The 18,680-nt window shown below is 59.3% G+C and carries 20 protein-coding genes; 11 read left to right on the forward strand and 9 right to left on the reverse strand.

Annotation, left to right across the window (positions count from 1 at the left end; translation table 11 throughout):
- The first annotated feature begins 7 nt into the window (after positions 1-7).
- From rpmA to CGS49_RS02510, 3 genes are all read left to right on the forward strand, one after another.
- Complete coding sequence (gene rpmA, locus CGS49_RS02500; protein ID WP_097800350.1) at positions 8-259, forward strand: 50S ribosomal protein L27; 252 nt, start codon at positions 8-10, stop codon at positions 257-259.
- 81 nt (positions 260-340) lie between these two features.
- Complete coding sequence (gene obgE, locus CGS49_RS02505) at positions 341-1,624, forward strand: GTPase ObgE (protein WP_097800351.1); 1,284 nt, start codon at positions 341-343, stop codon at positions 1,622-1,624.
- A 9-nt stretch (positions 1,625-1,633) separates the two neighbouring features.
- A complete protein-coding gene (locus tag CGS49_RS02510; protein ID WP_097800352.1) occupies positions 1,634-2,038 on the forward strand; it encodes a Mini-ribonuclease 3 in 405 nt (134 codons plus the stop codon).
- Between the two features lie 117 nt (positions 2,039-2,155).
- Here the strand turns inward: CGS49_RS02510 and CGS49_RS02515 are convergent, their stop codons facing one another.
- A complete protein-coding gene (locus tag CGS49_RS02515; RefSeq protein WP_097800353.1) occupies positions 2,156-2,362 on the reverse strand; it encodes a hypothetical protein in 207 nt (68 codons plus the stop codon).
- Positions 2,363-2,467: 105 nt separating this feature from the next.
- On the opposite strand from CGS49_RS02515, the gene CGS49_RS02520 reads away from it, so the two are divergent.
- Entirely contained in the window at positions 2,468-4,006 is a 1,539-nt protein-coding gene (locus CGS49_RS02520) for an RsmB/NOP family class I SAM-dependent RNA methyltransferase (protein WP_097800354.1), read from the forward strand.
- A gap of 181 nt (positions 4,007-4,187) precedes the next feature.
- Complete coding sequence (locus tag CGS49_RS02525; protein ID WP_097800355.1) at positions 4,188-4,925, forward strand: YebC/PmpR family DNA-binding transcriptional regulator; 738 nt, start codon at positions 4,188-4,190, stop codon at positions 4,923-4,925.
- Between the two features lie 151 nt (positions 4,926-5,076).
- On the opposite strand, the gene galT is transcribed toward CGS49_RS02525, so the two are convergent.
- The 3 genes from galT to CGS49_RS14110 form a co-directional block, all read right to left on the reverse strand.
- Positions 5,077-6,576: a UDP-glucose--hexose-1-phosphate uridylyltransferase gene (gene galT, locus CGS49_RS02530; protein ID WP_097800356.1), complete on the reverse strand. Its 1,500-nt coding sequence runs from the start codon at positions 6,574-6,576 to the stop codon at positions 5,077-5,079.
- Entirely contained in the window at positions 6,573-7,859 is a 1,287-nt protein-coding gene (locus CGS49_RS02535) for a galactokinase (protein ID WP_097800357.1), read from the reverse strand. The genes galT and CGS49_RS02535 overlap by 4 nt, the downstream gene beginning before the upstream one ends.
- A gap of 360 nt (positions 7,860-8,219) precedes the next feature.
- Positions 8,220-8,369, reverse strand: coding sequence for a hypothetical protein (locus CGS49_RS14110; protein WP_179859006.1), 150 nt, complete (start codon positions 8,367-8,369; stop codon positions 8,220-8,222).
- A 132-nt stretch (positions 8,370-8,501) separates the two neighbouring features.
- Between CGS49_RS14110 and CGS49_RS02540 the strand changes: the two genes are divergently transcribed.
- Positions 8,502-9,428: an AraC family transcriptional regulator gene (locus CGS49_RS02540; protein ID WP_097800358.1), complete on the forward strand. Its 927-nt coding sequence runs from the start codon at positions 8,502-8,504 to the stop codon at positions 9,426-9,428.
- Between the two features lie 127 nt (positions 9,429-9,555).
- Here CGS49_RS02540 and CGS49_RS02545 read toward each other — a convergent pair whose 3' ends face one another.
- The 4 genes from CGS49_RS02545 to CGS49_RS02560 form a co-directional block, all read right to left on the reverse strand.
- Positions 9,556-10,671: a 5-bromo-4-chloroindolyl phosphate hydrolysis family protein gene (locus CGS49_RS02545; protein WP_097800359.1), complete on the reverse strand. Its 1,116-nt coding sequence runs from the start codon at positions 10,669-10,671 to the stop codon at positions 9,556-9,558.
- Between the two features lie 156 nt (positions 10,672-10,827).
- Entirely contained in the window at positions 10,828-12,756 is a 1,929-nt protein-coding gene (gene htpG, locus CGS49_RS02550; RefSeq protein WP_097800360.1) for a molecular chaperone HtpG, read from the reverse strand.
- A gap of 205 nt (positions 12,757-12,961) precedes the next feature.
- The gene (locus tag CGS49_RS02555; RefSeq protein ID WP_097800361.1) at positions 12,962-13,330 is read right to left on the reverse strand and encodes a hypothetical protein; all 369 of its coding nucleotides are present in this window, start codon (positions 13,328-13,330) and stop codon (positions 12,962-12,964) included.
- A 14-nt stretch (positions 13,331-13,344) separates the two neighbouring features.
- The gene (locus tag CGS49_RS02560; RefSeq protein WP_097800362.1) at positions 13,345-13,584 is read right to left on the reverse strand and encodes a hypothetical protein; all 240 of its coding nucleotides are present in this window, start codon (positions 13,582-13,584) and stop codon (positions 13,345-13,347) included.
- A gap of 196 nt (positions 13,585-13,780) precedes the next feature.
- Here CGS49_RS02560 and CGS49_RS02565 point away from each other — a divergent pair, with 196 nt between their 5' ends.
- From CGS49_RS02565 to CGS49_RS02575, 3 genes are all read left to right on the forward strand, one after another.
- Complete coding sequence (locus CGS49_RS02565) at positions 13,781-14,560, forward strand: alpha/beta hydrolase (RefSeq protein WP_097800363.1); 780 nt, start codon at positions 13,781-13,783, stop codon at positions 14,558-14,560.
- A 137-nt stretch (positions 14,561-14,697) separates the two neighbouring features.
- The gene (locus tag CGS49_RS02570) at positions 14,698-15,132 is read left to right on the forward strand and encodes a hypothetical protein (protein ID WP_242975330.1); all 435 of its coding nucleotides are present in this window, start codon (positions 14,698-14,700) and stop codon (positions 15,130-15,132) included.
- A gap of 51 nt (positions 15,133-15,183) precedes the next feature.
- Positions 15,184-15,714, forward strand: coding sequence for an HD domain-containing protein (locus CGS49_RS02575; protein WP_097800365.1), 531 nt, complete (start codon positions 15,184-15,186; stop codon positions 15,712-15,714).
- Positions 15,715-15,784: 70 nt separating this feature from the next.
- On the opposite strand, the gene CGS49_RS02580 is transcribed toward CGS49_RS02575, so the two are convergent.
- On the reverse strand, positions 15,785-16,303 hold the full coding sequence (locus tag CGS49_RS02580) for a GNAT family N-acetyltransferase (protein WP_097800366.1): 519 nt from the start codon (positions 16,301-16,303) through the stop codon (positions 15,785-15,787).
- A gap of 200 nt (positions 16,304-16,503) precedes the next feature.
- On the opposite strand from CGS49_RS02580, the gene CGS49_RS02585 reads away from it, so the two are divergent.
- Both CGS49_RS02585 and CGS49_RS02590 read left to right on the forward strand, forming a co-directional pair.
- On the forward strand, positions 16,504-17,571 hold the full coding sequence (locus tag CGS49_RS02585) for an alpha/beta hydrolase (RefSeq protein ID WP_097800367.1): 1,068 nt from the start codon (positions 16,504-16,506) through the stop codon (positions 17,569-17,571).
- Positions 17,572-17,604: 33 nt separating this feature from the next.
- Positions 17,605-18,675, forward strand: a complete 1,071-nt coding sequence (locus tag CGS49_RS02590; protein WP_242975331.1) for an alpha/beta hydrolase — start codon at positions 17,605-17,607, stop codon at positions 18,673-18,675.
- Positions 18,676-18,680: the final 5 nt, after the last annotated feature.

Genomic DNA, 18,680 nt, shown 5'->3' on the forward strand with positions numbered 1-18,680 from the left:
AATTACAATGGCACATAAAAAGGGCGTAGGCAGCACCAAGAACGGCCGCGATTCCGCAGCACAGCGTCTGGGCACCAAGCGTGCAGACGGTCAGTTCGTTCTGGCCGGCAACATCCTGGTTCGTCAGCGTGGCACCCACATCATGCCGGGTGAGAACGTTGGCAAGGGCAGCGATGACACCCTGTTTGCTCTGGTGGACGGTACCGTCCGTTTCGAGCGCGTGGGCAAGAACGGCAAGAAGTGCAGCGTCAAGCAGTAACTTCTTTCGGATAACTGCAAAACGTAGAGAGCCGGACCCTCGTGGCCCGGCTCTTTTTGATGAAAAATAAGGAGGGGCTGTATGGCAGCACAAACCAACTTTATCGACATCGCCACGATATGGCTCCACGCGGGCAAGGGCGGCGATGGCGCGGTGAGCTTTCACCGCGAAAAATTCGTGGCCGCTGGCGGCCCGGACGGCGGCGACGGCGGCCGCGGCGGCGACATCATCTTTGTGGTGGACGATCACTTGACCACCCTGATGGACTTCCGCTACAAGCGCAAGTATGTGGCCCCGGAGGGCGGCAAGGGCGGCGCAAGCCTGTGCCACGGCAAGAACGCCGAGAACCTTGTCATCAAGGTGCCGCTGGGCACGGTCATCAAGGACGCCGAGAGCGGCCTTGTCATCGCCGACCTGTCCGACCACAACCCGGTCACTATTGCGAAGGGCGGCCGCGGCGGCTATGGCAATGCACATTTTGCCACTCCCACCCGCCAGATCCCCAAGTTTGCAAAGCCCGGTATGCCCGGCGAGGACATTCAGGTGACGCTGGAGCTGAAACTGATCGCGGATGTGGGCCTGATCGGCTTCCCCAATGTGGGCAAGTCTACCCTGATCTCTACCATCAGCGCGGCCAAGCCCAAAATTGCAAATTACCACTTCACCACCCTGGTGCCCACGCTGGGCGTCGTGTCGGTGGCAGAAGGCGCAAGCTTTGTCTGTGCCGACATCCCCGGCCTGATCGAGGGTGCCAGCGAGGGCATTGGTCTGGGCCATGACTTCCTGCGCCATGTGGAGCGCTGCCGCCTGCTGCTGCATGTGGTGGACGTCTCCGGCAGCGAGTGCCGTGAGCCCATCGAGGACTTTGAAAAGATCAACGAGGAACTGGCCAAGTTCAGCCCTGTGCTGGCCGAGCGTCCGCAGATCGTGGTTGGCAACAAGTGTGATCTGGCTACCGAGGAGCAGATCGAAGCATTCCGCCAGTATGTAGAGGGCAAGGGCCTGACCTTTGTGCCCATCTCCGCCGCCACCATGCAGGGCGTCAAGGAACTGCCGGGTCTCGTGTACAACCGCCTGAAGGATATCCCGCCGGTGCCGGTGTTCGCGCCCGAGTACAAGAAGCCCGAACCCAAGGCCAACGACCGCTCTTTCAACATCAAGCGCATGGAAGCCCATGTGTGGAGCGTGGAAGCCCCGTGGCTGGAATACATTCTGGCTGGCAGCAATGTGGATGACTACGAAAGCCTGCAGTTCTTCCAGCGTCAGCTGGGCGACAGCGGCATTCTGGATGCTCTGGTGGAAAAGGGCGTGCAGGAGAACGATACCATCCTCATCGGCGATTACCAGTTCGACTATATCTTCTAAGAGGTCACTATGAACGAACTTGAAAAGATCGACCCGCGGGAACTGAGCCCTCTGGCGCTGGCCTTTGTGGGTGACAGCGTGCTGGAACTGCTGGTGCGTCAGCGTCTGGTGGAGCACCACCGCCTGTCAGCCGGCAGGCTCAACGCGGAAAAGGTCAAGTACGTCTCGGCCCGGGCACAGTTCCGGGAGGAGCAGTTGCTGGAACCGCTGTTCACCGAGGATGAGCTGGCCGTGTTCAAACGGGGCCGCAACGCCAGCAAAGCCAGTGTGGCAAAGCATGCTTCCCCGGAGGAATACCGTGCTTCCACCGGCTTCGAATGCCTGCTGGGCTGGCTGTACCTGAACGGTCAGCTGAGCCGTGTGCACGAGCTGTTTGATACGCTGTGGCAGCAGTTCGACCCCAACGAACGATAAACATGCGAAAGCCCGCTGCTTTCCGCACTGGAAAACAGTGCCGGAGGGCAGCGGGCTTTGCAATTTGAGAAAGATCAGAGGCTCACGCCTGTGGTCCATCAGGCGCGCAGGGCAGCGTTAGCGGCTGTTTTTGGCGTTGCTGGAACGGTTGCTCGTGGAGTTCTTGGCGCTCTCATCGTCGGCACCCTTGGTGTACTGGTTGGGGTGCTTGTGCTCGTTGGTGGCACTGTTGGTGGTCTGGTTGCTGGTGCGGTTGGAAGTCTGGTTGGACGTGCGGTTTGAGGTCTGATTCTTGCAGTTGTTGCTGCGGTTTTCGGTTGCCATAGTGAATGCTCTCCTTTCGGTTTTCCGTGCGGGGCGGTGTGCCCCTCACACAGCCTAGTTTGGCCGCAGACGGCGGCTTTATACATCCCACAGGAGGAATGCAGAATGCCTACAGAATATTTTGAGCAGCGGGAGCGCGCCCTGCTGGGGGAACGGTTCGATGTGCTGTATGCGGCCCCGCAGGAGACCGCCGAGCGCGGCGTCACCGTGTCGGCACTGCGCGCTTCGCCGGAGCAGTTTGCACAGAAGGCGGATTTTCCGCTGGAAGCTTCGCCCTTCTGCAAGGCGGCATTCGTGGTGCACCAGCCGGATTTTAAGCCCGGACGCCACCCCTACCACCACGCGGGCGTGTTCTACTCGCAGGAGCCGTCGGCGTCCTCGGCGGCACCCCTGCTGGGCGTGCAGCCCGGGATGCGTGTGCTGGACATGTGCGCCGCGCCTGGCGGCAAGAGCAGCCAGCTGGCTGCCGCACTGCAGGGCCGGGGCGTGCTGGTGAGCAACGAATACGTTGCCGCCCGCGCGGATATCCTGAAAAGCAACCTGGAACGCATGGGCGTGCCCAACGCGGTGGTGCTTAACGAGACGCCCGCCCGCATTGCGGACGCTCTGCCGGAGTTCTTCGACCGGGTGCTGGTGGATGCGCCCTGTTCCGGTGAGGGCATGTTCCGCAAGGAGCCGGTGGCCCGCACCCAGCATTGTGAAGCACTGGTGAAGCAGTGTGCCGCGCTGGGGGCCGAGATTTTGGACTGTGCCGCCGCCGTGCTGGCCCCGGGCGGGCAGCTGGTGTATTCCACCTGCACCTTTGCGCCCGAGGAGGACGAAGGCCAGGTGGCGGCATTTCTGCAGCGCCACCCGGAGTTCGAGCTGGCCGATGCGCTGGGCAATGTGGACTATACCTTTGGCAGCGAGGGCGAAGCTAACCGCACCGGCGGACTGCCGCTGGATGTGAGCAAGGTACGCCGCATCTGGCCCTGTCAGGGCGGTGAGGGCCACTTTATGGCTCGACTTGTGAAGAACGGCACGCCGCGTGCTCTGCCTGCAGAAGGAGAGTACACCCCGGAAGAACAGCTCTGGCTGGCCGCTGCGGAAGCCGCAGGCAAAAAAGCCAAGGGCAAAGGCGGCAAGCCTGCCAAGGCTGCGGATGCCCGCAGTGCCCGCCGCGAGAATGCCCGCGCCTGCCGGGAAGCCGTGCGGGGTGCTGGGCGCAGCCGGGAGACGGCAGCCGAGGCGGTGAGCCCGGCGCAGAGTCTTGCCGCATGGCAGGAATTTGCGAAGGAATATTTCCCGGCGCTGGCAGACCGGCCTGCCGTGGTGCACGGCGGCGGTGTGCTGCTGCCGGTGCCCTTCCCACAGACGAACCTGCATGTGCTGCGCGCAGGCGTGTTCGTGGGCAGCGTGCAGAAGGGCCGCTTTGTGCCGGAGCACCACCTATTCACGGCGTTTGGTGCGCTGTGCGTGAACCGCGAGGAGCTGACCCTCAGCGACCCGCGCACCGTGGAGTACCTCTCCGGCCGCGAAGTGGAAGCCCGCACCGCCGCCGACGGCTGGTGCTGCGTGACGGTGGACGGCTGGACGCTGGGCGGTGGAAAGGTATCCAGCGGACGGGTGAAAAACCACTACCCCAAGGCGCTGCGCCTGCTGTAAACCGGCAGAAAAAGCGCATTTTTCCGCACGATTCGCCGAAAACCGGGCCGATAAGGCTTGAACGCTCTGCCCGGTTGTGCTACAATAATAGAGTTAGATTTTGTGTGCTGCCACAATGCGGGCGACCACAGCCCGTCTGCCCGCAGGCGGAGATTTGAGAATATACAGGAGGCTCTTTCCCATGTCTGGACATAGCAAATGGAACAATATTAAGCGCAAGAAGGAAAAGACCGACGGCGCAAAAGCCAAGGTCTTTACCAAGATCGGCCGCGAGATCAGCGTTGCCGTGCGTACCGGCGGCCCGAACCCCGCTTCCAACAGCAAGCTGGCTGACCTGATCGCCAAGGCAAAGCGCATGAGCGTGCCCAACGATAACATCCAGCGCATCATCAAGAAGGCTGAGGGCGGCGACAAGACCGAGTACGAAGCAATCACCTATGAAGGCTACGGCCCCGGCGGCGTGGCTGTCATGGTGGAGACCCTGACCGATAACCGCAACCGTACCGCTGCTGACCTGCGCCACTACTTCGACAAGAACGGCGGCAATCTGGGTGCTATGGGCTGCGTGGGCTTCCTGTTCAGCCAGAAGGGTGTCATTGACATCTCTCTGGAAGATAAGGATGCCGACGAGGCCATGATGGACGCTCTGGACGCCGGTGCTGAGGACTTCGACGCCAGCGAGGATGCAGCCGAGATCACCACCGATCCCGAGAACTACTCTGCTGTGGTCAAGGCCATGGAGGAGAAGGGCTACGAGATCCTGTCCGACGACCTGGCCATGGTGCCCATGACCACCACCCGTCTGACCGACCCCGATCAGCTCAAGGCTATGGGCAAGCTGCTGGATGCGCTGGAGGACAATGACGATGTCCAGAACGTCTGGCATAGCCTGGAGAACGAGGAAGACCTGCCGGAATAATCGGCTGGGTTATTAACTCTTTGCTCTGAACGAAGACAAAATTAAGCCGCTCCTTGCGCCTGAAAACGCGAAGGGCGGCTTTTTTGTATGCAAAAATCCCCTGCCGGCAAGGGAAGCACCGGCAGGGGAAAGGGGAGAAAACGTTCTTTATTTACTTCACGCTGGCAAGGAAGCGCGCAAAGCCTGCGCGGCCGGCTTCGTCCAGCTTATAGACACCGGCATCAGTGAGCACTTCGGCGAACACATGGCCGATCTCATCCTGCAGGATGGGGTGCACATTGTCTGCATTCAGCTCCGGGTGGCGGGCCAGGATGTCCTCGGCCCACGCGGCGTGCTTTTGCAGCTCCTCGGGGTACTGGGCAGTGGGGACGCGCTGTACCAGCACATCGGCAAGCTCGGCCATCTCCTTTTTCAGGCGGCTGGGCAGAACGGCCAGGCCCATGACCTCGATGAGGCCGATGTTCTCCTTTTTGATGTGGTGCAGTTTTGCATGGGGGTGGAACACGCCCAGCGGATGCTCCGGCGTGGTGATGTTGTTGCGCAGCACCAGATCCAGCTGATACTTGCCATCCCGCATCCGGGCAATGGGGGTGATGGTGTTGTGGGGCTCGCCGTCGGTCTCGGCGAAGATGAAGCAGCTCTCGTCCGAGTAGCCGCGCCATGCGGTCAGAATTTTATCGGCCAGCTCCACAAGACGGGCATCATCCTCACTTGTCAGGCGGATGCAGCTCATGGGCCAGTGCACGATACCGGCATCCACATCCTCAAAACCGGGGAAGACCCACTTCTTCTCGACGGGAGCCTTTGCCATAGCGAATTCATAGTGGCCGCCCTGGAAATGGTCGTGGCTGAGAATGCTGCCGCCCACGATGGGCAGGTCGGCGTTGCTGCCCACGAAATAGTGGGGGAACAGGCCCACGAAATCCAGCAGCTTGCGGAAGGTAGCACGCTCGATCTTCATGGGAGTGTGCTGGTTGTTGAACACGATGCAGTGCTCGTTGTAGTAGACGTAGGGGCTGTACTGCAGGTTCCAAGCGCTGTCGTTGATGGTGAGAGGGATAATACGGTGATTCTCGCGGGCGGGGTGGTTCATGCGGCCTGCATAGCCTTCGTTCTCGGCGCAGAGCTGGCACTTGGGGTAGGCGCTCTGGGGAGCCAGTTTGGCGGCGGCAATGGCCTTGGGGTCTTTCTCGGGCTTCGAGAGGTTGATGGTGATATCCAGATCGCCGTAGGGGGTCTTGGTGACCCATTTCAGGTCGCGTTTGATGCGGTAGCGGCGGATATAATCGGTGTCCTGACTGAATTTATAGAACCAGTCGGTTGCGGCCTGCGGGCCTTCGCTTTCGTAGCGTTCCTCGAAATTGGCGCGCACGATGCTGGGCCGCGGGGTCAGCACACCCATGAGTTTGGTGTCAAACAGGTCCCGGGCGGTGGAGTTGTCCTCGCACACGCCGCGGGCAACGGCATCGTCCACCAGCGTTTTCAGGATGCTTTCCAGATCGGTATAGCACACCTCGCTCTCCGGCGCGGTAAAGTCGTCCAGCTGCATGGTCATGAGCAGCTGGTTGCGGATGTAGATCTCATCATCGGGCAGGATCAGCCCGGTGTCCAGCCCGTAGTTCACGAGCTGCTGGATGGCAGTGGAGATCACAGCACAGCGCCTCCTTCCGGACGGATGCTCAGCACATGGCAGCGGCCCTCGCCGAGGATGGCCTCCATGTGGGCCTTGAAGTCTGCCAGCATTTCCACCGGCACAAAGGCCTGTGCGGTACCGGCAAAGCCGCCGCCGTGCACGCGCACAGCGCCCTTGCCGTTCAGGTAATGCTTGGCAGCGGCGATGGTCACGCCCATCTCCTGATGCTCCTTGTATCCGGCAGGGATGACGTTCTGCAGGTATTCCCAGCTGCTGTCGCCGGACTCGGTGACGAGGGAGAGGAAGGTGTCAAAATCGCCCTCACGCAGAGCAGCCACCTGCTTTGCCACGCGGTCGTTGTCGGCATAGATGTGGAAGGCGCGCAGCACGGCGCGGTCACCGCACTGCTTGCGGCACTCCGGCAGCTTTGCGAGGAAGGTGTCAAACGGCACGTCCCGCAGCACTTCGCCGCCGCACACGGCAGCCACCGCGCGGCACTCGGCGGGCACAGCAGCGTACTCGTCGGTCAGGTCGGCGTGGTCGGCGCAGGAATCCAGGATGCACAGGGCAAGGCCTGCCTTGGAGAAATCCACGGCCACCGGCTCCACATCCGGGTGGGCCGGATCGGCAAAATCAATGGTGATGATGTTGCCCACGCTGGAAGCCATCTGATCCATCAGGCCGCAGGGCTTGCCGAAGTAGACGTTCTCAGCCCACTGGCCGATCTGTGCGATCTCGATGGGGGAGACCTTTTCGGTCATGAAGCAGTCGTTCAGGATGACGCCGATCAGCACTTCGAACGCCGCCGAGGAAGAAACGCCGCTGCCCTTGGGCACATTGGAAGCAACGTACACATCCAGACCGGAGAGTGCTGCGCCCCGCTGGCGGAAGGCTTCGCACGCGCCGCGCAGCAGGGAAATGGTGGTGTTTTCTTCTTCTTTGCGGGCGGCCAGGTCGGCAAGGTCGATGACGCACAGATCATAGCCTTCGCTCTGCACCCGCAGCTGGTTCAGGCTGTTGGGGGCGGCGGCGGCGATCATATCAATGTTCACGCTGCCGGCCAGTACGCGGCCGTGCTGGTGGTCGGTGTGGTTGCCGCCGATCTCGGTGCGGCCGGGGGCGCTGTACAGACCGGCCTCGGCATGGGGGCCGAAGGTGGCTTCCAGCCCGTCCAGAACAGCCGTATAGCGGGCGGCCTGTGCGGGCGTTTCTTCCGGCTTACAGCAGTAAAGCGAAGCCAGACGTGCGGCGTGGGTGCCGCCGGTCAGCTCCTGCTTCCATATGGAAATGGATTTCATCATAGGATATCCTCCTTTTGAGCGGGTTCGGGTGGGGTTGCGCTGCGGCACACACAGACAGACCACAGCCTTGTAAGCCTATAATATAAAAATCCACTGCAAAAAACCATGTGTTATTGTTGCAGCTCAATGAAAAGTTGCAAAAAGGCGAAAATTCGGCAGGCAGAAAGAACCATACGAAAGAAATAAAATATGAAATAAAACAGAAAAAGGATTGTGAAAAACGACTGCGAAACGGCAGGCGGGGCACTTGCACTTTGCTGCGGCGCAACATGGAGATTTGCGCTTTCACAGGGCAGCAAAAAAGCGCTGCGCCGGAAAAACCGGACACAGCGCGGCAAAAATGCGGAAGCACAGGGCGGCTCAGCGGGCCAGCAGGGCGCGGCGAAGGTGCGTCAGGTGCTCCAGCATGTCAAGGTAGACATCGGCGTAAAGGGGATGATCGGCATAGGTGAGCAGATCGACCAGATTTTCAATGAGCGCATTTACAACAAACAGCTTGACAGACAGCATAAAAAATTCCTCCGAAAAAAGGCGGCGCCGGGGTGGGGCTGGTCTTGCAAGAACCTCTTTACAATGCTATTATATAACCAAAAGAGGAAAGCTGTTAGGAGAAAACATCTCAATTAATAGGAGAAAATCGTCATGGCGGATGAAAATGGTCTGTGGCAGGTCGTGGTAGGTGATGACGGAAAAGAGATCATCAGGGTGGGCACACCGGAGTTCCCGATGGAGATCTGGGGCCCATGGGACGGGCAGCCTTATGAGCGGTGCGGCTCGGTGCCGTGGCACTGGCACGACGAAGTGGAGATCAACTATGTGACGGAAGGCAGCCTGCTGGGCATGGCCGATGGCAAAAGCTTTCGGCTGCAGGCCGGGCAGGCGCTGTTTGTGGGCTCCGGCGTGCTGCACGGCAACCGGGCCGTGGAAGAAAACGGGCTCATTCACCAGATCTCCATCGTGTTCGACCCGTCGGTGGTGGGCGGGGCATCCGGCAGCGTGTTCTGGCAGAAATATCTGGGCCCGGTGCTCTGTGCGCCGGAGTGCCGGTGCATCCCGATCCTGGGCGGGGCCGTGTGGGAACAGCAGGCGCTGGCTGAGCTGCAGCACATTGCAGAGCTCTGGCCGCGCAAGGCCCCGGGCTATGAGTTCGAGGTGCGGGCGGCGCTGTCCCGGGTGATCTTCCTGCTGGCGGAAAACTGTTTGCAGCACGCGCAGGCACCGTCGGAACGGGACCTGCGGGACGCCGAGCGCATCAAACAGATGATCGACTTTGTACGCGCGCACCGGGCGGAGGCCATCACCACGGAACAGATCGCGGCCAGTGCGGCCATCAGCGTGAGCGAATGCCTGCGGTGCTTCCGCCGTATGATGGACCTGACCCCGAAGGAATACCTGCGCCAGCACCGCATCCGCCACGCGGTGCAGCTGCTGGAAAACACGGATAAGAGCATCACCCGCATCGGGGAGGAATGCGGCTTTGAGGACATGAGCTATTTTGCCCGGGTATTCCGGGCCGAGAAGGGCTGCACACCGTCGGAGTATCGGGAAAAAGAAAAGGGCGGCGGGTAGTTTCTCCGAAGACCGTCCGCTGGGGTGGGACCCTGTTGCCAAAGGCAATAGGGCGGGCGATGGAATGGCCCGTCTCGTGTCTGAGGAGAAAGCTACCCGCTGCCCTGTTGGCTTGCGGGTCAAAATATTATTTTGTAAAATCGCTGCCGGTCAGGCCGTCCATATTCAGCATGCCTTCCAGCGCGGCAATGTCGGCCGAAACATCCAGCGCGTCGGACTGGAACAGCTTGTCCAGCTGGTTTTCAAAGGCGGAGATCAGCAGGTCCATGCTGCGCTCGATGTTCTGCTTGGCTTCGGTGATGTTCTCCCCCTGCACATCCTGCGCGGCCAGGCTGGCATAGGTGTTCAGCAGCTTCAGGGCTGTGGGCAGGTAGTAATCCATAAACTTCTGCAGCTGGGCCTTTTTGCCGGGGTCCTGCTTGGCCAGCTCAAAGATGCGGGCACTGACGGTTTCCAGGCGGCTGATCTTGGCGGTCATCACCGGGTCCGGGATAGCAGCGTTGGCCTGCCGCAGCTGCTGCAGCAGGGCGGCATATTCGTCGGCCGGTTCAGCCGGGGCCTTCGGCTGCGGGGCCGGTTCCGGCCGGGGCGGCTGGGGTGCCGCGCCGCGCACCACAAGGGTCCCGGTGCGGTTGTCGATGTAGGCATCGGCACCGAAGTAGCCGTGCTCAATGGCGTTCTGAAGTGTGGTGCGTCCCTTGGCTTCCTCCACACCCGCTGCGGCAAACAGCTCAGCCAGCGGGATGTTGTCGCGGCCGCCGACGATCGTATCCAGAAGCTGTTCCAGCTTGTGGGTGCGCCGCATATGCAGGCCGGTGAACAATGCTGCACCGCCGCCGATCATCTGGGCAAGGCTGCTGAACAGCTCGCCCCAGTCGATGTAGTAGGGGAACAGCCCAAAAACATCGGTCAGCCCGGCGAAACCCGCCACCAGAAAGATCGCACCAATGACCGTGCACAGGGCCGTCAGGTCTTTCTGGCGCTTGCGGGCAGTCTGCTGGTCGTAGGTGGGGCGGTCGGGGTCTGGGGCAGCGGCCGCACCGGGCATGGGCGGCGTGCGTGCCGGACGGATCTCCACCGGAGGAGTGTTCGGGAGCCCTGCCGCGGACTGCTCCTCCTTCTGGGCATTTTTGTCGATGCTTTTCAGGATGAGCAGCAGCAGGCCCAGCGGTGCCGAGACGGCAAAGGCAACGAAGATGGCGATGGTGGGGATCTGCGCAAAATAATGTTTTTTTGGCTGCATGGGCAAAAAACCTCTCAATCCGGCATACCTGCCCCGGCCGGGACAGAAAAAGACCACGTTCCACTCTATTATAGCGGAGCGTGGTCTTTTTGTTAAGGGGTAAAATCTATGCGTGCGAAAAGGCAGGGGAGTAAGACCGCCTTTTCCAGGGAAACGTTACTTCATCAGGCTGCAGACGGCCTCGGCGTAGGCGGCGGGATCATCCACCGGCAGGCCCTCGATCAGCTGTGCCTGTGCATACAGCAGGGCGCTGTACTTTTTCACCTTGTCGGTGTCACCGGCCTCCTGAGCGGCCTTCAGTACGGCGAACACGGGGTGGTTCACGTTCAGCTCCAGCACCTTGTCGCTCTTGACACCCTCGCTGCCGGGCTGCTTGGACAGCACCTTTTCCATCTCGATGGACAGCGGGCCGTCCGCACTCAGGCACACCGGGTGATCCTTCAGGCGGGTGGAGACCTTGACTTCCTTCACCTTGCCGTCCAGTGCATCCTTCATGGCGTCGAACAGGGACTTGTTCTCGGCGGTGGCATCCTCGGCGGCCTTCTTCTCCTCATCCGTTTCCAGGCCCAGGTCGCCGCTGTTGACGTTCTTGAACTCCACGGTGCCGTCCTTGCCTTCGGCATCCTTGCGCGGATAAGTGCGCAGGATCTGCAGGCAGAACTCGTCCACATCCTCGGTCAGCAGCAGCACGTCATAGCCCTTGTCCAGCACCAGCTCGGCAGAGGGCAGCTTTGCCAGACGGTCGGTGGAGTCACCGGCAGCGAAGTAGATGTACTTCTGCTCGGCGGGCATCTTGTCGATGTACTCCTGCAGGGTGACCATCTTCTGCTCCTTGGCGGACCAGAACAGCAGCAGATCACGCAGCAGCTCGGCGTGCATGCCGTAGTCGGAGTAAGCGCCGAACTTGATCTGGCGGCCGAATTCCTTCCAGAACTCCTCATACTTTGCGCGGTCGTTGGCCAGCATGGCGTGCAGCTCGTTCTTGATCTTCTTTTCCAGTGCGTTGTGGATCAGCTTGAGCTGGTTGTCCTTCTGCAGCATCTCGCGGCTGATGTTCAGGCTCAGGTCCTGGCTGTCCACGATGCCCTTGACGAAGCTGAAGTAATCGGGCAGCAGGTCAGCACACTTTTCCATGATGAGCACGCCGGATGCGTACAGGGCAAGGCCCTTTTCGTAATCCTTGGTGTAGAAGTCGTAGGGGCGGTGGCTGGGCACGAACAGCAGGGCGTTGTAGTTGGCAGTGCCCTCGGTGCGGCTCACGATGACGCGGGCCGGGTCGGAGTAGTCGGCGAACTTGTCCTTATAGAAGGTGGCGTACTCCTCGTCGGTCACTTCGCTCTTTTGCTTTTTCCAGATGGGCACCATGCTGTTCAGGGTCTCCAGCTCGGTGTAAGTTTCCCACTCGGGCTTGTAATCCTCGGGCTTCGGGTCCGGTTCCGGCTTCTGGCGCTCATGCTGGCGTTCCATCTGGATGGGGTAGCGCACATAGTCACTGTATTTCTTCACGATGGCCACGATACCGTACTCATCAAGGAAGTTGTCATAGTTATCGGTATCGGTGTTGGGCTTGATGTGCAGGATGATCTGGGTGCCGGCGGTGTCCTTCTCGGCGGGGGTCATCTCGTAGCCATCCACACCGGAAGACTCCCACTGCCATGCCTCATCGGAGCCGTAGGCCTTGGAGATGACGGTGACTTTGTCGGCCACCATGAAGGAGGAGTAGAAGCCGACGCCGAACTGACCGATGATGTCGATGTTCTCGTCCTTGTTGTCCTTCTTGAAGTCCAGAGAACCGGAATGAGCAATGGTGCCCAGGTTCTGCTCAAGCTCCTCTTTGGTCATGCCGATGCCGTTATCCTCGATGGTCAGGATGCGGTTGTCCTTATCGCGGGTGATGAGGATGCGGAAATCGCCCTTGTTCATGCCCACGGAGGTGTCGGTCAGGCTCTTATAATACAGCTTGTCGATGGCGTCCGATGCGTTGGAGATCAGCTCACGCAGGAAAATTTCCTTGTTGGTGTAGATGGAGTTGATCATCATATCCATCAGCTTTTTGCTTTCAGCCTGAAATTCTTTCTTTGCCATAACTGCAAAACCTCTTTTTATCTGTATTCGGTGCCCAGCACTCGAAGCGTAAAACTGCTTTTGAATACTTAGCACTCATAACTTTCGAGTGCTAATATACACCGTCACAAAGCAAAAATCAAGGGCTTTCATAAAAAGTTTAAAAAATGGAAAAAGAAAAGCATCCGGCAGCGACATTTGAGTTGTCACTGCCGGATGCGATAGATCATAGATCAGACAATTTTACTTTATCATAGGCACCATTCTTACGATCTTCCGGGTGCGGTTCAAGGCCGATGATGGTGATCTCCTCTTTTCCGGGTCCATATACCCAATACATTCGCATGGCACTGCTGTTTCGGTTCTCAAGATATGATTGCCACACCCGCATCCCGTAGCGTCTGGAAAGCGGAGCAATCTCGTGCGTTTTCAGGCTGGGATAAAACGGGTCTTCGGACAGCTTTTTTAAGGCACTGCCCCATTTTTTGTAGAGCTGAAGCTCGGTTTTGCCAATGGTGCCGCTGCGAAATTTTGCCTGAAGGGATGACCAGAGTTCTTCCATTTCAGGAATTCCCATTCGAATGCTATAATTCATTTCCGCCTCTCCGCTCAAAAGTCAGAAAGGTCGATGGGGGAAGATACCGTTCCGGCGTTGAAGTTTGCAACGGCTTCATCCATTGCCTTTAAGGAGCGAGCAGAGATCGTATCCGGCACAGCCAGGACCCGCGGTTCCAGAATGATGCAGCCGTTTTTATAGATTTTGACATTATAGTTTTCGAACGCAGCACCACGCAAAGTGATTCGCTTTTTGGAATCAAGATGAGCATCATAAACTTTTACGGTTTCCATAAGATCACCTCTCAGTATATGTGGGAATTCCCACTTCCCGCTTTTATTATATGCGTAACTGTGTGATTTGTCAACTGAAATTAGAGTTTGGATGAGGACGAAAGTGGTTTTGAACTTCTCGTGTGCTTTTGGTTGCGCTTTGCGCAAAGTGTGCTATAATGAACCGCAAAGAGTGTGAAAAAGGAGGAAAAGCAAAATGCAGCTGAAACAGCTGGAACTTGTCGGCGGCGGGGCGCTGACCGTTTACCTGCGGGATTCCTGCGAGCGGATGCCCCGCGCCATCGACCGGCCTTTGGTGCTGGTGGTGCCCGGCGGCGGCTACACCCACGTCAGCGCCCGGGAGGGCGACCCGGTGGCCCTGCAGTTCGCTGCGGCGGGGTACCACACCGCCGTGCTGGACTATGCCATCTGCGAAAAAGCGCGAGACTACCTGCCCCTGCGCCAGCTGGCCCAGGCCATCGGCCTTGTGCGGGAACATGCCGCCGCGTGGCATGTGCTGCCGGAAAAGATCGCGGTGTGCGGCTTTTCGGCGGGCGGGCACCTGGCCCTTTCCAGTGCGGTGCTGGAGATCCCCGGCGAAGCTGACCAGCCACGGCCCGACGCGGTGATCCTGGGCTATCCAGTGGTCACGGCGGGGGAATATGCCCACCGCGGCAGCTTTGCACAGCTGGCGGGCACCGCCGACCGGGCCGCACAGCAGGCCTTTGGGCTGGAAGACAAGATCATGCCCGAGACACCGCCGGTGTTCGTCTGGCATACGATGGAAGACGAGACGGTGCCGGTGGAGAACACCCTGCTGCTGGTGAGCGCCCTGCACGCAGCGGGCGTGCCCTGCGAAGCACACCTGTTTGAAAAAGGTGTCCACGGCACCAGTATCAGCACCGTGGAAGTGGACCGGCCCAGCCGCCACCGGCACCACTGGGTGGAACTGGCCGTGGAATGGCTGGGGGACACATTTGGCTGGTCCGTCGGTTAAATGCAGTCTGATTTGAACGAACCTACAAAAAATTCACAATTAAACTGTTGACTTGCACAAGGCTTTGCCGTATACTGGTCAGCAGGGACAAACTAAAAGGGGCTTGTCCCCATGGAAGAAGGAAAATCAATATGGTTATGGACCCGACACTGCCGCGCATCTCGGTGCGCGATCTGCTCATGCAGGCATTTCTCACCGGCTGGGAGCTTTCGGACAAGGCGGTCTCGCAGGACGAATACCTGCAGAGCTCCATCCAGGTCATTGAAGTGCTGCAGGTGGAGCCGGAAAGCCTCTATGCGGAAGAAGGCCTCGGCCTGCCGGACGGCGAGGAAGTGGACCACCTGGACGACTGGCTCCGTGCGGACGGCAAGTGGCTGTACTACGGTGTGGAGGAGGAAAATTTCTTCCTCATCCAGTGGTACCCCGACGAGGCTTCGGCCCGGGCAAAGCTGGCCCAGCTGGAAGAACTGGGCGACGGCCGGCAGTATCTGGTGGACCTGTCGCTCGTGCGGCAGAACCCCTCCAGCGCAGAAAACTTCGGCAATTCCAACCCGGTGCAGCTGCGCTCCTGACCATGTTCACTTTACCGGCTTGCCGGTCGATGCGAAAGGAAACTTTGCAGAATGCAGCTTTCTGAAACAGAACGCGAACAGCTTTATGAGATCGTGGAGAAATATGACCATCACCCCGAGGTGCAGCGGATGCGGGAGTATATCCAGCATGGCTCGGTGACCACCTATCAGCACTGCAAAAATGTGGCGCTGGTCAGCTTCTGGCTCAACCGCCGCCTGCACCTGCACGCCGACGAGACCTCGCTGGCCGTGGGTGCGCTGCTGCACGATTTTTATCTGTATGACTGGCACACCAAGGGCACCTTCCACGGCCTGCGCCGCCTGTTTGAGATGCACGGCTTCTCCCACCCGGGTTATGCCTGCGTCAACGCAAAGCGGGTGTTCGGCGTCACCAAAAAGGAGCAGAGCATCATTGCCAGCCACATGTGGCCGCTGACCTTCCGTCATGTGCCCACCTGCCGCGAGGCGATCATCGTCTGCCTGGCCGATAAGTACTGCGCCGTGGTGGAGAGCATGTTCCAGCGCTCCCGCGCAGGCACGGTCGTCAGCGGGTCGGTGGAGATCGACGGCGAGGAATGGTAACTCCTGCTGAAAAATCACATACAAAAGGGGCTTCCTGTATCGTTTGCAGGAAGCCCTTTTTTGCAGATCATCACAGTTTTTTGTAGCCGACCGGCTCATCCGCGGCGGCGCGGTATTCCATCAGGTAGGTGTCCAGCCAGCGGCCGTGGCAGTCCCGGGCAATGCGCTCCCGGCGGCCCACCAGCCGGAACCCGCATTTGGTGTGCAGGGCGCGGCTGGCCGCATTGTCCTGCAACACGGTGGACTGCAGGGTCCAGTAACCGGCGGCCTCGGCCTGCCGGCACAGCTCGGTGAGCAGATGATACCCCAGCCCGTGGCCGCGGAACTTCTCGCCGATATAAATGCTCACCTCGGCCACACCCCGGTAGCACCAGCGCGGGTCCACCCGGTGCAGGGCTGTCCAGCCCGCAATGACGCCGCCTGCCAGCAGAACCAGACGGCATTCCCGGATGTGGGAAGCATCCCAGGCAGCATAGGGCGGGCAGTCGGTCTGGAAGGTGGCATGCTCGGTGGCGATGCCTTCCAGGTAAATTCTGGAAACGGATTTCCAATCTTCCGGCCGCATGGACCGGACCTCAATTTCACGCATACTCTGATTCCGGCAGGCGGTTTGAAAAACGCCTGCACCCTCTTATCCAAAACTGTTTCCAGTATAGCAGAATTCGAGCCGCTGCACAAGCGCCGGACTGCACAGAATTGCTTTGACAATGGGACGGTTTATGATACAATAAAGTTTATAAAGCAGCCGGGCCGGAAAGGCCGGGCAGATAAACGGAGGTCAAAAAACCGATGAAGAAGTTTTTCGCGGCGGTGGGCACCCTGTGCGTGGCAGTGTGCCTGGCAGTCTCAGCATTCGCAGCCGAGTATGGGGAGCCGAACATCACCACCCAGACGACCATGAAGGAACTGCGGGAAAACCCCAGCATCAAGGGGTCCGGGTTCTATACTTACTGCAACGAGTGGATCGAGGGCGATACGTCGTATGACGATACGCCGATCTCGGGCTATGTCAGCTACGCGGCGGCCGAAGATGCAGCCGAGGGCATGAACCTTGTCATTGAAAACTACAACAAGGGCGTGCAGATCACCTGGCAGGTCTACACCCAGGAACAGATCGCCGAGACCCCGGCGCTGGGCATGGTGCAGCTGTTTTATTTCCCGGCCGAGACCGAGAACGCAAAGTACGTCATGGTGGTGCCCGGCAACGGCGGCAACACCACGGCAGAGCTGAACGAGGGCGCGTCCATCGCAAACCAGCTGCATGAGCTGGGCTATGCGGTGTTTGTGCTGCGGTACCGCTCCTTCCTGAACGCCAGCGACAATGCACCGGTATACGACATCGGCAACGCGCTGAAATACCTGTATGAGAACGCAGATCAGTTTGGCGTGCAGCGCGACAACTACGCCGTGATGGGCTTTTCCTCCGGCGGCCACATCGTGGGCCTGGTCGGCTCGGACAACGAGCAGTTCGGCTACAAGGCCTTTGGCATCCCGCAGCCTGCGGCGCTGCTGCTGGGCTACCCCATCAACGATTTCTTTGAAGTCAAGCCGGTGTACCACATCATCATGGACCCGCTGGAAGTGGGCTGGCGCTATTACTGGACCAACATTTCGGACGTGGTGAATGAGAACTACACCCCCACCTTCTTCTTCTATGGCAAGAATGACGTCTACATGAAGCGGATGGGTTACTGCCTGCAGGGCCCGCTGCTGGAAAAGACGCTGAAGGAAAAAGGCGCGACCTACGAGTGCCATGTGTATGAGGATGCGCCCCATGCCATCGGCCCAGGCCGCCACACCGATGCGGACGGCTGGATCAAGCTGGCTACCGAGTTCTGGGAAGAACAGTGCAAATAAACGCGGAAATAAAGATGTGAAGGGGAATTTGGTGTGAACAAGAGAAGTCTGATCGCGGAGGTGCTCAGCGTCTGCCTGATGCTGGCCATGCTGCCTGCAGCGTTTGCGGTGGAACAGGGCGAAGCGAACATTACGCCGCAGACAACGATGAAAGAACTACGGGAAAATCCGTCCATCAAGGGTTCGGGCTACTATACTTACTGCAGGGAAATGCTGCCCATTGAAAGCCTGTATTGGCAGAACAAGACGTTGGCACAGTATGCAAAGCCGGAACTGGTGGAAGACTGTGCCCAGGCAATGAATCTGGTGATCGAAAACTATAACAACGGCGTGCAAGTCACATGGCAGATCTATACGCCGGAGGAGATCGAGGCGAATCCTTCGCTGGGCGGAGCACAGCTGTTCTATTATCCAGCCAGCACGCCGGGCGGAAAGTATGCACTTGTAGTGCCGGGAAATGGAAACGGCGTCACCTCGGAGATGGAGGAGGGCGGCTCGGCAGCGTACCAGCTGCATGAAATGGGTTACACCGTGTTTGTGCTGCGATACCGCTCCTTTCTGGCTGCCAGCGACAATGCACCGCTGCAGGATTTGGGCCGGGCGGTGCAGTTGATCACGGAAAATGCAGACAAGTTCCAGGTCCAGTCGGAAAACTATGCGCTGGTATGCTTCTCGGCGGGCGGACAGCTTGGCGGCCTGTTTGCGAACCGGGAAATCGGCTATGGCAACTATCCGGTGCCAAAGCCCGGCGTGCTGCTGCTTTCCTATCCGTTTGTGGATTTTACTTATGGAAAACTGGCCTATCATGTGCTCATCGATCCGGGTACGCGGGAGTGGCGCTACTATATGACCAGCCTGGCCGAAGCAGTGACGGATGACTATCCGCCGGTCTATTTCTGGTATGGAAAAGACGATCAGGTGTTAGCACTGATGGGTTTTGAAAAACAGGGCCCGGCACTGGAGCAGGCACTGGAGACCCATGAAGTGCCCCATAAGGTCACTGTGTACAACCACGCACCGCACAGCATCGGTACCGGCCGCGGCACCGACGCCGAGGGCTGGGTGAAGGATGCTGTCGCATTCTGGGAGGAACAGGTCGGCTGAAGAAG

This window comes from Faecalibacterium langellae (assembly GCF_002549775.1).
Lineage (GTDB): Bacteria > Bacillota > Clostridia > Oscillospirales > Ruminococcaceae > Faecalibacterium > Faecalibacterium langellae.

Coding starts and splice junctions, on each gene's coding strand:
- rpmA (WP_097800350.1), top strand. CDS start 8: ATGGCACATAAAAAGGGCGTAGGCAGCACCAAGAACGGCCGCGATTCC.
- obgE (WP_097800351.1), top strand. CDS start 341: ATGGCAGCACAAACCAACTTTATCGACATCGCCACGATATGGCTCCAC.
- CGS49_RS02510 (WP_097800352.1), top strand. CDS start 1,634: ATGAACGAACTTGAAAAGATCGACCCGCGGGAACTGAGCCCTCTGGCG.
- CGS49_RS02515 (WP_097800353.1), bottom strand. CDS start 2,362: ATGGCAACCGAAAACCGCAGCAACAACTGCAAGAATCAGACCTCAAAC.
- CGS49_RS02520 (WP_097800354.1), top strand. CDS start 2,468: ATGCCTACAGAATATTTTGAGCAGCGGGAGCGCGCCCTGCTGGGGGAA.
- CGS49_RS02525 (WP_097800355.1), top strand. CDS start 4,188: ATGTCTGGACATAGCAAATGGAACAATATTAAGCGCAAGAAGGAAAAG.
- CGS49_RS02535 (WP_097800357.1), bottom strand. CDS start 7,859: ATGATGAAATCCATTTCCATATGGAAGCAGGAGCTGACCGGCGGCACC.
- CGS49_RS14110 (WP_179859006.1), bottom strand. CDS start 8,369: ATGCTGTCTGTCAAGCTGTTTGTTGTAAATGCGCTCATTGAAAATCTG.
- CGS49_RS02540 (WP_097800358.1), top strand. CDS start 8,502: ATGGCGGATGAAAATGGTCTGTGGCAGGTCGTGGTAGGTGATGACGGA.
- CGS49_RS02545 (WP_097800359.1), bottom strand. CDS start 10,671: ATGCAGCCAAAAAAACATTATTTTGCGCAGATCCCCACCATCGCCATC.
- htpG (WP_097800360.1), bottom strand. CDS start 12,756: ATGGCAAAGAAAGAATTTCAGGCTGAAAGCAAAAAGCTGATGGATATG.
- CGS49_RS02555 (WP_097800361.1), bottom strand. CDS start 13,330: ATGAATTATAGCATTCGAATGGGAATTCCTGAAATGGAAGAACTCTGG.
- CGS49_RS02560 (WP_097800362.1), bottom strand. CDS start 13,584: ATGGAAACCGTAAAAGTTTATGATGCTCATCTTGATTCCAAAAAGCGA.
- CGS49_RS02565 (WP_097800363.1), top strand. CDS start 13,781: ATGCAGCTGAAACAGCTGGAACTTGTCGGCGGCGGGGCGCTGACCGTT.
- CGS49_RS02570 (WP_242975330.1), top strand. CDS start 14,698: ATGGACCCGACACTGCCGCGCATCTCGGTGCGCGATCTGCTCATGCAG.
- CGS49_RS02575 (WP_097800365.1), top strand. CDS start 15,184: ATGCAGCTTTCTGAAACAGAACGCGAACAGCTTTATGAGATCGTGGAG.
- CGS49_RS02580 (WP_097800366.1), bottom strand. CDS start 16,303: ATGCGTGAAATTGAGGTCCGGTCCATGCGGCCGGAAGATTGGAAATCC.
- CGS49_RS02585 (WP_097800367.1), top strand. CDS start 16,504: ATGAAGAAGTTTTTCGCGGCGGTGGGCACCCTGTGCGTGGCAGTGTGC.